Raw genomic sequence first — 12,465 nt, 5'->3', positions numbered from 1 at the left:
GCTGCCGGACCTCAACATCGTCTGCTTCGCGGTCGGCCACCCGTCGCTCGCCACGCTGGAGGAGACGAACGCCTTCGTGGACCGCATCTACGGCGCGATGAGCGTGGGCGACGGGCGCTCGGCGCGGCAGCTCGACTACTTCGTCACCAAGACGGTGCTGCGCAGCCACGAGTACGGCACGGCGGCGGACCCGCTGGTGGAAGCGCTGGGCTTCACGCACGGCGACTACCTGCGGGCGGGCGGCCTGGCCGTGATCCGCTGCACGGTGATGGACCCGTTCCTCGCTTCCGCCCGCGGCAAGGTGGATTTCATCGAAGGATTCGCGAAGACGCTGCGGGAGACGTTCGAGGCGCAGCTGTAGGGCGCCCCCTCCCGCTCGCTTAGGCTCGCACCCTCCCCCGCAAGCGGGAGAGGGTTGGGGTTTCGGTGCGTTTCGGTGGTGGTGTGCTTCGGGTAAGGTGCACTGCCGTCAGGAGATGCACTGCTGGCGGGAGATGCACTGCTCGCGGGAGATGCTGGGCTTTCGGGCGATGCGGATTCGGGAGATGTGATGCGGGGAGGGTCGGCCGAGGAGCATCGGCGGAGGGTGATGCGGGGTGTGGGGACGAGACGCGGGACGGCGCAGGGGCGCCGTCCCGCAGTGGGTGAGACTTACGCCTCGCCCTCTTCCTCGTCGTCGTCGTCCGAGGCGGCTTCTTCGCGGGCGGCCTGCAGGTACTCGCGGAGCTGGACCTCGCTGAGCGCGGAGAGCTGGCGCAGGATGGAGCGGAACTGCTCGCCCATGTCGCTGGCGTTGTCGCGCACCAGGTCCTCGTCGATGTCCAGCGGCCACGCGGGCCAGTCGATCTCCTCGTCCTGCGCGGTCGGGTCCAGGTCCGAGAGCGGGTGGAAGACGAGCGTGGCGCCCAGCGCCGTGGGCTCGTCCACGTACGGGGTGATCTCGGCCTCGGCCAGGAACAGCTCGCCCTCGTCGTCGAAGATGCGGAAGCCGATCGCCATCCCGAAGGTCTCTTCGCCCTCGTGGTCGTGATCGTGGTCGTGCGTGTGTTCGGACATGGTTCCTCCGGCGTGGGTCGTCGTCGTCAGCGGGCCTGACGCGGGGCGCAAGATACGGTCCCGCCGGGGCGCCGGGAAGGCCTCCGCGCGTGCATCCGCCGCATCCGTACGCCCCTCCGGATACGTGCGCGGCCTCGGTTCCGGTGGACGATCGCAGCCGGTCCGGCGGTTGCGTCGGGTGCGGCGTCACGGCTCCCGCGCAGGGGTGCGGGGCCCGTTTGAATTCAACGCGGTGGAGCGGGGAAGAGTGCGGAATCGTTCGGTGTACGCGGCGCTGCTGGGGGTGCAGGTCTTCTTCGGCACGCTTCCCATCGCCATCAAGATCGCTCTGCGCGACCTGTCCGCGCCCTCCATCGCGCTGCTGCGGGTGACGGGCGCGGCGGTGCTCTTCTTCGCCATGCAGCGCACGCTGGTGGGCGAACGCGTGCAGTCCCGGCGCGACTACGCGCTGCTGGCGCTGTACGCGCTGTTCGGCGTGGTCGCGAACCAGCTTCTGTACATCTCCGCGCTCACGCTCACCACCGCCACCGACGCGCAGGTGATGGCCGCCGCGGGCCCGGCGTTCACGCTGCTCGTCGCCATCTCCCTGCGGCGCGAGAAGGCGAGCGCGGCCAAGTGGGCCGGCATCGCGCTCTCCGCCGCGGGCGCCATCTACCTCGTCGGCGCGGGTTTCGGCTCCGGAAGCGGAGTGGGCAACCTGCTGGCGCTGGCGAACACGGCGTTCTACTGCGTCTACCTCGTGCTCTCGCGCGATCTGCTGCGCCGGTACGACGCGCTCACCGTGGTCACGTGGGTCTTCATCTTCGGCGCGGTCGGCATCCTCCCGTGGGGCGCGTGGGCGCTCTCCTCCCGCCCGGTGACGCCCGGCGCGACGACGTGGCTGGCGCTGGCGTGGATCATCGTGTTCCCCACCGTCGGCGCGTACTACCTGAACGTCTACGCGCTCAAGCGGGTGGAGGCGAGCATCGTCTCCGTCTTCGTCTACCTCCAGCCCATCGTCACGGCGCTCATCGCCGCGCCGGTGCTGGGCGAGCACCCGTCGCCGCGGCTGCTGCCCGCAGGCGTGCTCATCTTCACGGGCGTGCTCATCGCCGGTTTCGCGGGCCGCAAGCCGTCGGACGGATCGCATCACCCCTCACCTGCCGACCAGACGTTCGTGGAGACGTAGCACGCCATCCACTGCCAGCGCGTGGCGGCGCTGCCCCACTTCTGCGGCGAGCGTGCCCCGGTCCAGCGCTCCGTCCATCGCAATTGGCGGACGGCCTCTCCGCATCTCGGTCGATCTACCCACGTCTGCGCCTCCGCGGAACGTCGGCACCACACCCAATCTGCCTGGCACGATTCGGCGGGCGATGCGCACCTTACGCGCTGTCCTGGGATTTCTCGCTCAATGTAAACATCCGCGGCCCGCATCTTGAAATCGCCGCCGGACGCGCGACTTCCGCGCACGCCACGGCCGCAGTCGCTGCCGCGGCCGTCTCACCGCCCCGGGCTTCTCGGCGATGCTGCACCCTATCAAGCCGGAGTACGTGATTCCCAAGCTTCTGGGCGACCGCCGCGGCACCGTGCGCGGCGGCCGGCGCCAGTCCGACCACGAGCCCAAGCGCGGCTGGGTGCCGGCGTTCACCATCGCGCTCGGCATCGCGCTCGCCGACTGGATCGTGAAGGCGTGGGTCGCCTACACGGTGCCGGTGGAAGGTTTCCGGCCGCTGGGCAGCTGCGTCGCGCTGTGGCACGTGCAGAACCACGCCATGATCCTGGGGCTGTGGGACAACTTCCCGCTCGGCACGCGCAAGGTGATCGCCGTGGTCGCGTCGGTGCTCGGCTCGCTGGTGCTGCTCCAGATCGTGGGGCGCGGGCACCGCTTCACGCACGGGCAGCGGCGGTGGGCGTGGCTGTTCGTGGGGCTCGTGCTGGGCGGCATGCTGGGCAACCTGGGCGAGCGTGTGGTGCACTGGGCGGTCACCGACTACCTGTCGTTCCGCTGGGGCGACGTGTGGCTGCCGCCCGGCAACGTGGCCGACATCGCGCTCTTCCTCTCCATCCCGCTGGCCGTGCCCGTCATCGCCTTCGAGGTGCTGGGCCGTATGCGCCGCGGCCGCACCGAGCAGCAGACCGTGACCCTCCGCGAAGTCGAAGCGGAGCCGAGCGTCTAGCCGGACGCAGCGCCGAACCGACCATGGCCGTCCCCCAAGCGCGCGATCACGCGGCGGGGACGGCCTTCTTCGTATGCGGGCAGATGCGGGAGATGCGGCCGCCAGACCTCCCCTCCGCTGGCGGGGTACACCGATGCGGGCCTATCTTCCGGCCCGTTCGAGGACGTGCGGGCGGCGTGAACCGGAGAGCGAGTTGGACGACAAGCGGAAGCGGCTGGCGGAGATACTGCGCGAGTGCGGGTCGGTGGTCGTGGGCTACAGCGGAGGCGTGGATTCCGTCTTCCTCGCCCGCGTGGCCGTGGACGTGCTGGGCGCCGAGAACGTCCTGGCCGTCACGGGCAAGAGCGACAGCATCGCCTCGTGGATGGAAGACACGGCGCGCGAGGTGGCGGAGCAGTTCGGCATCCGGTGGCTGGAGGTGGAGACGCGGGAGATGGATGACCCAAACTACGCCGCCAACCCCAGCAACCGCTGCTACTTCTGCAAGTCCGAGCTGTGGACGCGTCTCGCCGCCCTGGCGGCCGAGCGCGGCTTCGGCGCGGTGCTCGACGGCTCCAACGCCGATGACGTGGGGGACCACCGCCCCGGCGCCGTCGCCGCGGCCGAGAACGCGGTGCGCTCCCCTCTCCTCGAAGCGGGGCTGACGAAGGACGAGATCCGCGCCTGGTCGAAGGAGCTCGGCCTGCCCACGTGGGACCAGCCGGCCGCGCCGTGCCTCGCCTCCCGCCTGCCGTACGGGATGGCGGTCACGCCCGAGCGCCTGCGCCAGGTCGAGCGCGCCGAACTGGCCCTGCGCGCCCGCGGCTTCCGCGACTTCCGTGTGCGCCACCACGGCACCGTCGCCCGCTTGGAGGTCCATCCGTCCGAAATCGCCCGCGTCGCCGCGCTTCGCGCCGAGATCGACGCAGACGTGCGTGCCACCGGCTTCGGCCGCGTGCTGCTGGACCTCCAGGGCTACCGCCGCGGCTCGCTCAACGAGGGGCTGAACACGCTCCAGCTCGTACAGCTCGGAGGCGCCGCGTGACCGCCCCCGCATCGCCCGAAGAGCGAATTTCCGCCGCGCTCGCCGTCCTCGCCGCCGCCGGCCTGCCGTCCGCCGAGGTGAGCGTGGAGGGGCACGAGCGCGAGATCGCCGCCGTCCGCGTCCCCGCCGACGCGTGGGAGTGGATGCTGGGCGGCGAGGGCACCCGCGCCGCCGCCGCCATCAAGGCGCTCGGCTTCCGCTACGTCGCGGTCGATCTGCTGCCCGCGGCATCGTAGCCCCGTGGCCGGCGACGTCTACCTGGACTACGCGGCCACCTCCGCGATTCGCCCGGAGTGCGTCACCGAGGCCATCGTCGCCTACCTGCGCGACGTGGGCGCCACGCCCGGCCGGGCGGGCCACCGCCGCGCACTCGATGCCGGCCGTCTCGCCTTCCGCGCCCGCCGCGCGCTCGTCGAGCTGTTCGGCGCGCCGGGCGATCCCGGCCGCATCGCCTTCCAGCCCAATGCCACGTACGCGCTGAACGCCGCGCTGCACGGCCTGCTGCGCCCCGGCGACCGGCTCGTACGCACGCAGTACGACCACAACGCCGTCCGCCGTCCCGCCGCCGCGCTCGCCGCCCGTGGCGTCCACGAGGTCGTCCTTACCGGCTCGCCGGACGGGACGCTGGACATGGACGAGCTGGAGAGCGCGCTCTCGGGAGATGGGAAGCCCGCGCGCATCCTCGTCTTCCCGCACGTCTCCAACGTCCTCGGCACCGCGCTGCCCGTCGCCGAGATGGCGGAGCGCGCGCACGCCCGCGGCACCCTCGTGCTGGTGGATGCCGCGCAGTCCGCCGGGCATCTCCCGATCGACGTGCAGGCGATGGGCATCGACCTGCTCGCGTTCACCGGACACAAGGGGCTGCTGGGTCCGCAGGGCACCGGCGGCCTGTGGGTGCGCGAGGGGATCGACGTCGCGCCCGTCATCTCCGGCGGCACGGGTGCGGAGTCGGCAGATGCGGAGATGCCCGCGGCGATGCCCGACCGGCTGGAGGCGGGGACGCAGAACGCGCCCGGAATCGCCGGGCTCCTCGCGGGCGTCGAGTTCCTGCGCGGCCGCGGCGTCGATGCGCTGCACGTGCGGGAGATGCGGCTCAAGGCGCGCCTCCGCGACCGCCTCGCCGCCATCCCCCGCGTCCACGTCCACTCCCCCGCGGCGCCGGACGGCGTGGGCATCGTCACCGTCACGGCGGACGGCATCGACCCGGCCGAGCTGGCGCTGCGGCTGGACCGCGAGCACGCCGTCCTCACGCGCGCCGGCCTGCACTGCGCACCCGAAGCGCACCGCATCCTGGGTACCGCGCGCACCGGCGCCGTCCGCTTCTCCGTAGGCTGGGCGACGACGGACGAGGACGTGGAGAGGGCGGGGGATGCGATGCAGGCCATCTGTTCCGGCGAAACAACGCCGCGGCGCGCGGGGTAGCTCTTCTCCGTAACATCCCTCGGCCGATCTTCTGGGCGGGCTTCCCCGCATCTACATCTACATCACGCAAAACGGACGGATCTCGAATGGCGAGACGAAGCGGCGGCTGCCTGAGCAGCCTGGTGGTCCTCGTGCTGCTCGGCTGGGCGGCATGGCACTTCCGCGACCGCATCATGGGCTTCATCCACAAGGACGAGGCGCCGATCGAGGTCTCGCAGGCCGCGGCGGACGAGGCGATGTCCAAGCTCGACCGCATGCGGCAGAGCGGCGACACCGTCAGCCTCTCCGACGTGGAGTTCACCAGCCTGCTGCGCTACAAGCTCGCCAGCCACATCTCCGGCGACGTGTACGCGCCGAGCGTGAAGTTCAACGGCGACACCGTTCGCCTGCGCGGCAAGTTCCCCACCGACCGGCTGCCCGACGCGCCCGAGATCCGCCGCGTCCGCGAGTTCCTGCCCGACACGGCGGACGTGGACGTGCGCGGCAAGATGCGCAGCTACGGCGAGGGCAAGGCCGCGCTGGCGGTAGATGCCGTCGCCTTCGCGCGCATGCCCATCCCGCGGAACATGTACGCCTCCGCCCTCAAGCAGATGGGCCGCGGCGACGAGCCCGGGCTGATGCCCAACGAGTACCCGGTGCACCTGCCGCCCGGCGTCGCCTCCGCCCGCGTGGAGGGCGGACGGCTGATCCTCACGCCGTCGCGCCCGTAGCCGCCGCAGCGCATCCATCTACAGAACCGGCATACACATGGCACGCATACTGGTGGTCGACGACGAGCAGGGCATCCGGCACGTCCTGACCCAGCTGTTCGAATACGAGGACCACGAGGTCCGCTCCGCCGGCGGCGCCGCCGAGGCCATCGCCACGTACGCCGAGTTCCGCCCTGACCTCACGTTCATGGACGTGAAGATGGCGCGCATGGACGGGCTGGAGGCCCTCACCAAGATCCGCGAGCTGGACCCGCACGCCGTGGTGGTGATGATCAGCGGCCACGGCACCATCGAGACCGCCGTGGAGGCCACCCGCCGCGGCGCCTTCGACTTCCTGGAGAAGCCGCTCGACACCGACCGCATCCTCCTGGTCCTGCGCAACGCGCTGCTCCAGCAGGGCCTGCTCGCCGAGAACGCCCGCCTGCGCGGCGAGGTGGAGAGCCGGCACCAGATCGTGGGCCGCAGCTTCCCGCTGCGGCAGGTGCTGGACCGCGTGGAGAAGGTCGCGCCCACCGACGCCCGCGTGCTCATCACGGGCGAGAACGGCACGGGCAAGGAGCTGGTGGCGCGCGCCATCCACCGCCTCTCCCCGCGCGCCGGCAAGCCGTTCGTGGAGGTCAACTGCGCGGCCATCCCCACCGAGCTGATCGAGTCCGAGCTGTTCGGCCACATGAAGGGCTCGTTCACCGGCGCGGTAGAGGACCGGCCCGGCAAGTTCGAGATGGCCGACACCGGCACGCTCTTCCTGGACGAGGTGGGCGACATGAGCCTGGCCGCGCAGGCCAAGGTGCTGCGCGCGCTCCAGGAAGGCATCATCACCCGCGTGGGCAGCGGCAAGGCGATCCAGGTGGACGTGCGCGTGCTGGCCGCCACCAACAAGGACCTGGAGGCGGAGATCAAGGAGGGCCGCTTCCGCGAGGACCTGTTCTACCGCCTCAACGTGATCCCGCTGCAGCTCCCGGCGCTGCGCGAGCGCCGCGAGGACATCGCCATGCTGGTGCAGCACTTCGGGCACACCGCCGCCCGCGAGTCGAACCTGAAGCCCAAGCAGATCGCCCCCGAGGCGGTGGAGGCACTGCAGCGCATGGACTGGCCCGGCAACGTCCGCGAGCTGCGCAACACCGTGGAGCGCCTGCTCATCCTCTCCTCCGGCGCCACCGTCACCGTCGACGACGTGGAGCTGCTGGTTACGGGGCAGATGAAGGGCGGCGGCCTCTCTTCCGACCTGCTCTCGTGCCAGACCTTCTCGGAGTTCAAGGAGGCCGCCGAGCGCGCCTTCATCATCCAGAAGCTGCGCGAGAACGACTGGAACGTGAGCGAGACGGCCCGCATCCTCGACATGCCGCGTTCCAACCTGTACAAGAAGATCGAGCGCTACGAGCTGGTTCGGGAAGGCTGACCGGTGCCCCGCTTCGCCGGCTGGCTCGTCATCGGCGCCGCGTGGATGTTGGGCTCCTTCGGCTCCGGCGCCGCCCTCGCCTGGCTCTACAAGCGCCTTCACCCGGATCTCGCCTTCTACAAGCTCTGGGCCTTCTGGACCGCAGTCCTCGGCGGGGCAGCGGCGCTCGTTCTCGCGTTCACGTCGTGGCGGTGACCGTGAATCGGAGGACACGATGAGCGACTTGCAGCGCTACATCCGCGAACGAGCCGCGCGTGACCCGGAGTTCGCGCGCGGATATTGAGGAAGGGTTCAAGGCCTTCAAGGCTGGCGTCCTCCGTCGCGAAGCGAAACGCCGCCGTCGCCGCCGCTTCCGAGCCGGCAAGCCCGGTACTTGGGGATCGAGCACCAAAAGACGGAAGAAGTAGCAGCGCCCGGCGATGATCTCGCCGGGCGCTTCTCGTTCGGCGTCGATCATTCGCCGGTTCAAGCGCCCCCCACCCCCGGTGGCGATGACGCATCTTTCCCGCGAACCTCCCGGCAGCAGGCCACGCAGGTGGCCCTTCGTGCCGTCGTAGCCGCGGGTTCACCCGCCAGGCGTTCCCGCCGAGTTGAATTCTCCGCAGCGGGACCTCCAACGTACAAATAATGAGCCTCTGCCGAAGTGTCCTTCCCCGTTTTGCCGCCCCTTCCCAGACCCGCTAGATTGGTCGCCGAATCACGACGGATTCCGAAGTGCGACCAACACCTTCCAACTGTCGAGACCACGGATGGCGGACCAGCACAAGAACTTCATCGGCGGCGAGTGGGTCGAGCCGGCGACCGGCCAATATTTCGAGAACCGCAACCCCGCGAAGCAGTCGGATCTGATCGGCCTGTGGCCGCGCTCGGGCAAGGAAGACGTGGAGCGCGCCGTCGCCGCGGCCAAGAAGGGCTTCGAGACCTGGCGGCTCACGCCCGCGCCCGAGCGCGGCAACGTGCTCAAGGCCGTGGGCGACCTGCTGGTGGCGCGCAAGGACGAGATCGCCCGCGCCGCCACGCGCGAGATGGGCAAGGTGCTCACCGAGACGCGCGGCGACGTGCAGGAAGGCATCGACACCGCGTACTACGCCGCCGTGGAGGGCCGCCGCCTCTTCGGCCACACGGTACCCAGCGAGCTGCGCAACAAGTGGGCGATGAGCTACCGCCGCCCCATCGGCATCGCGGGCCTCATCTCGCCGTTCAACTTCCCGCTCGCCATCCCCACCTGGAAGATGTTCCCCGCTCTCATCTGCGGGAACAGCGTGATCATCAAGCCAGGCGAGGACGTGCCGCACACCGTCAGCCTCCTCGTCGAGGTGCTGGAGGAGGCGGGAATCCCCGCGGGCGTCGTCAACCTCGTGCACGGCTTCGGCTCCGAAGTCGGCGCGGCCATGGTGGAGCACCCGGACATCCCGGTGATCTCCTTCACCGGCAGCACCGAGACGGGCAAGCTCATCGGCCGCACCTGCGGCGAGATGCACAAGCGCCTGTCGCTGGAGATGGGCGGCAAGAACGCGCAGATCGTGATGGACGACGCGCAGCTCGACCTGGCGCTCGATGGGGTGCTGTGGGGCGCCTTCGGCACCACCGGCCAGCGCTGCACCGCCACCTCGCGCCTGCTGCTCCAGGACGGCATCCACGACCGCTTCGTCGAGATGCTGATCGACCGCGCCAAGAGCCTCAAGCTCGGCTACGGGCTGGAGGACGGCGTGGACGTGGGCCCGCTCATCAACGAGAGGTCGCGCGCCAAGGTCGAGAAGTACGTCGCCATCGGCCGCGAAGAGGCCACGCTGGCGCTGGGCGGCGAGCGCGGCACCGGCGAGGGGCTGGACGACGGCTTCTTCTTCCAGCCCACCATCTTCACGGACGTGAAGCCCGGCTCGCGCCTGGCCACGGAAGAGATCTTCGGGCCGGTGCTCTCGGTGATCCGCTTCTCGGACCCGGAAGAGGCGATCCGCATCAACAACGAGGTCAAGTACGGCCTCTCCAGCTCCGTGTACACGCGCGACGTGAACTTCTCGTTCCGCGCCATGCAGGAGCTGGACAACGGCATCACCTACGTCAACGCGCCCACCATCGGCGCCGAGGCGCACCTGCCGTTCGGCGGCGTCAAGCAGACCGGCAACGGGCACCGCGAGGGCGGCTGGGAAGTGTACGAGTTCTACTCGGAGACCAAGGTCTGCTACGTGGACTACTCCGGGAAGCTCCAGCGCGCGCAGATCGACAACTACGCCGCCGGCCCGTACTGAGCCACCGGCAGCATCGAACGAATCGGACCGGGCACCGCTGCTTGCGGCGGTGCCCGGTCCGCGCTCTTCACCGGCGAAGGCGAGGCGGCAATCTGCCGTGATCGTGGCGGATCGCTGCCAAGGCGCGGGTAACGAAATCCGTCGCGTCGGTAGATGAAAGCCGGCTCCCTCGTCCTCGTCCGCCACTGCGCAGGCTGACACACGCCAGGCTTTCGGCTGATGCGGGGCCGCCGCGTCGATCCCGCTGAAGTCGTTTCACCCGAAGCGATTGCGTGGACTCTCCCGCGGCGCCGATCCTGCATCTCCCCACGCGAACGGCACCCGGAACGCACTTTTGCTGACCGTGTACCAGCAGCTTCGAAGGCGGCCGCTCCGGCGCCTTCCCCTCCCGCAGTCACCCGGCCCGAGCCCGCATGGACAGCTCCCCGTTCGACACCGACCGCCCGCGCCTGGACCCGCAGCGCATCCGCGAAGAGCTGCGCCGCGCCCAGCAGGAGAGCCGCGGCTCCATCAGCACCGGCCGGTGGATGTGGGAGTGGTGCAAGGCCATCTGCACCGCCGTGCTGCTCTTCCTGGTCGTCCGCACCTTCGCCGTCGAGGCGTTCAAGATCCCCACGGGGTCGATGGAGGGCACGCTGCTCGTCGGCGACTTCCTCCTAGTCAACAAGGCCGTGTACGGCGCCGAGATTCCGGGCACGCACACGCGCCTGCCGTCGTTCTCCGAGCCCAAGCGCGGCGACATCATCGTCTTCCTCCCCCCGCAGGACCCGAGCAAAAACTTCGTGAAGCGCCTCATGGGCGTGCCCGGCGACACGCTGGAGATGCGCGACAAGGTGCTGCTGGTGAACGGCCATCCGCAGATGGAGCCGTACGCGCGCCACATCGACCCGCTGAGCGACCCGCCGGACCCGCGCGAGATGTGGCAGCTCGCCTACCTGGCGCGCCGGCCGGTCGACATCTCCGCCTACCGCCCCACCCGCGACAACTGGGGGCCCATCGTGGTGCCGCCGGGCAAGTTCTTCGCGCTGGGCGACAACCGCGACAACTCCGACGACTCGCGCTTCTGGGGCTTCCTGGACAAGGACGCCGTCAAGGGGCGCCCCATGTTCGTCTACTATTCGTTCGAGAGCGACGTGTCGCAGCCCTTCCCGCAGATCACCGGGGTCCGTTGGACGCGCATCGGTGAGGTCATTCGCTAAGTCAAGGGTTTTCTGCGGCGGGCCCTTGACACGCCCACAGGGCCCTGTCATACTCAACCTCAGGCACGTTGGAACATCGCTGTCCCCCGGCGTTTTCCGCATCGTGAGCGTCCCACCCCCGAGTGCGCATCGCGCCTCAAACACGCTCCCGAGACAAAGCCTGGCCTCTCCCCGCGCCGCCTCGTGCGCAGTCCCCCTGTTCCGCCGCCGGAGCACCTCATGACGTTCAGCCCCGCCAAGAAGATCGCCGCTGAATCCGAGTCACTGGACCAGTACCTCCGCGAGATCAGCGCATACCCGCTGATCGACCGCGCCGAGGAGGGCAACCTGGCGCGACGCATCCGCGACGGAGACCCGCTGGCGCTGGAAGGGCTGGTGCGCTCGAACCTGCGCTTCGTGGTGGCGGTGGCGAAGAAGTACCAGAACCAGGGCGTGTCGCTGGCGGACCTGATCAACGAGGGCAACATCGGCCTGATCCGGGCCGCGCGGAAGTTCGACGAGACCAAGGGCATAAAGTTCATCTCGTACGCCGTCTGGTGGATCCGGCAGGCCATCCTCCAGGCGCTGGCCGAGCAGTCGCGCATCGTGCGCGTGCCGCTGAGCCGCGCCGGGGCGGTGCACCGCATCGGGCGGCGCTCGTCGGCCATGACGCAGGAGCTGGGGCGCGAGCCGACGCTGCAGGAGATCGCCTCGGAGCTGGAGGTGCCCGAGAACGAGATCTCCCACGCGCTCGCGATGTCGCAGGTCTACCTCTCGCTAGACGCGCCCCTCGTGCCCGGCGAGGACGGCCAGCTCCTCGACTACCTCTCCGACCAGTTCTCCGCCGGTCCCGACGAGGAGGTCTACGAGGACGCCCTCAAGCGCTCCATCGAAGACGCCCTGTCCACGCTCACCGAGCGCGAGGCCAAGGTCCTGCGCCTCTACTTCGGCCTGGGCGACACCGAGCCCATGACGCTGGAGCAGATCGGCGAGAACTTCGGCATCACCCGCGAGCGCGTGCGGCAGATCAAGGAGAAGGCGCTCCTCCGCCTCCGCCACCAGTCCCGCGCCCGCTTCCTGGAGACGTTCCTCTCCTAGCCCGCCGCGGTCCGCACCCCAGAGCCGCCCGGCATCCGCGAGGAGCCGGGCGGCTCCGCGTTGTGTAGCTGCCGGTCAGGACGGAAGACGGAAGACGGAAGACGGAAGACGGAAGACGGAAGACGGAAGACGGAAGACGGAAGACGGAAGACGGAAGACGGAAGACGGAAGAC

13 protein-coding genes are annotated in these 12,465 nt (G+C 69.9%); 12 read left to right on the top strand and 1 reads right to left on the bottom strand.

All coding sequences use genetic code 11. From position 1 onward, the window contains the following. A partial coding sequence (locus VFE05_12350; GenBank protein HET6230855.1) for a hypothetical protein occupies positions 1-361 on the top strand: 361 nt, incomplete at its 5' end. A gap of 290 nt (positions 362-651) precedes the next feature. Here the strand turns inward: VFE05_12350 and VFE05_12345 are convergent. Then, a complete protein-coding gene (locus VFE05_12345; protein HET6230854.1) occupies positions 652-1,056 on the bottom strand; it encodes a hypothetical protein in 405 nt (134 codons plus the stop codon). 247 nt (positions 1,057-1,303) lie between these two features. On the opposite strand from VFE05_12345, the gene VFE05_12340 reads away from it, so the two are divergent. The 11 genes from VFE05_12340 to VFE05_12290 all read left to right on the top strand — a co-directional run bounded on the left by VFE05_12340 (position 1,304) and on the right by VFE05_12290 (position 12,292). Then, on the top strand, positions 1,304-2,224 hold the full coding sequence (locus VFE05_12340; GenBank protein ID HET6230853.1) for a DMT family transporter: 921 nt from the start codon (positions 1,304-1,306) through the stop codon (positions 2,222-2,224). Between the two features lie 361 nt (positions 2,225-2,585). Continuing rightward, positions 2,586-3,212, top strand: a complete 627-nt coding sequence (locus tag VFE05_12335) for a signal peptidase II (GenBank protein ID HET6230852.1) — start codon at positions 2,586-2,588, stop codon at positions 3,210-3,212. Positions 3,213-3,405: 193 nt separating this feature from the next. Continuing rightward, on the top strand, positions 3,406-4,236 hold the full coding sequence (larE, locus tag VFE05_12330) for an ATP-dependent sacrificial sulfur transferase LarE (protein ID HET6230851.1): 831 nt from the start codon (positions 3,406-3,408) through the stop codon (positions 4,234-4,236). Next, the gene (locus tag VFE05_12325; protein HET6230850.1) at positions 4,233-4,472 is read left to right on the top strand and encodes a hypothetical protein; all 240 of its coding nucleotides are present in this window, start codon (positions 4,233-4,235) and stop codon (positions 4,470-4,472) included. Before larE ends, VFE05_12325 begins: the two co-directional genes overlap by 4 nt. Positions 4,473-4,476: 4 nt before the next feature. After that, positions 4,477-5,658 carry an aminotransferase class V-fold PLP-dependent enzyme gene (locus VFE05_12320; protein HET6230849.1) on the top strand — a complete coding sequence of 394 codons (1,182 nt, stop codon included), beginning with the start codon at positions 4,477-4,479 and terminating at the stop codon, positions 5,656-5,658. Between the two features lie 86 nt (positions 5,659-5,744). Beyond that, entirely contained in the window at positions 5,745-6,368 is a 624-nt protein-coding gene (locus tag VFE05_12315) for a hypothetical protein (protein HET6230848.1), read from the top strand. A gap of 37 nt (positions 6,369-6,405) precedes the next feature. Then, positions 6,406-7,767: a sigma-54 dependent transcriptional regulator gene (locus VFE05_12310; protein HET6230847.1), complete on the top strand. Its 1,362-nt coding sequence runs from the start codon at positions 6,406-6,408 to the stop codon at positions 7,765-7,767. A gap of 3 nt (positions 7,768-7,770) precedes the next feature. Continuing rightward, positions 7,771-7,962 (top strand): hypothetical protein, encoded by a 192-nt coding sequence (locus tag VFE05_12305; GenBank protein HET6230846.1) that lies wholly within the window; start codon positions 7,771-7,773, stop codon positions 7,960-7,962. Between the two features lie 554 nt (positions 7,963-8,516). After that, complete coding sequence (locus VFE05_12300; protein ID HET6230845.1) at positions 8,517-10,016, top strand: aldehyde dehydrogenase family protein; 1,500 nt, start codon at positions 8,517-8,519, stop codon at positions 10,014-10,016. Positions 10,017-10,429: 413 nt separating this feature from the next. Beyond that, positions 10,430-11,215: a signal peptidase I gene (gene lepB / locus VFE05_12295; protein HET6230844.1), complete on the top strand. Its 786-nt coding sequence runs from the start codon at positions 10,430-10,432 to the stop codon at positions 11,213-11,215. A 219-nt stretch (positions 11,216-11,434) separates the two neighbouring features. Then, positions 11,435-12,292, top strand: coding sequence for an RNA polymerase sigma factor RpoD/SigA (locus VFE05_12290; GenBank protein HET6230843.1), 858 nt, complete (start codon positions 11,435-11,437; stop codon positions 12,290-12,292). The last annotated feature ends 173 nt before the right edge of the window (positions 12,293-12,465 follow it).

The sequence above is a fragment of the Longimicrobiaceae bacterium genome, from assembly GCA_035696245.1.
GTDB lineage: Bacteria > Gemmatimonadota > Gemmatimonadetes > Longimicrobiales > Longimicrobiaceae > DASRQW01.
The sequence above is the reverse complement of the archived record's forward strand: the minus strand, read 5'-3'. Positions and strand labels throughout refer to the sequence as shown.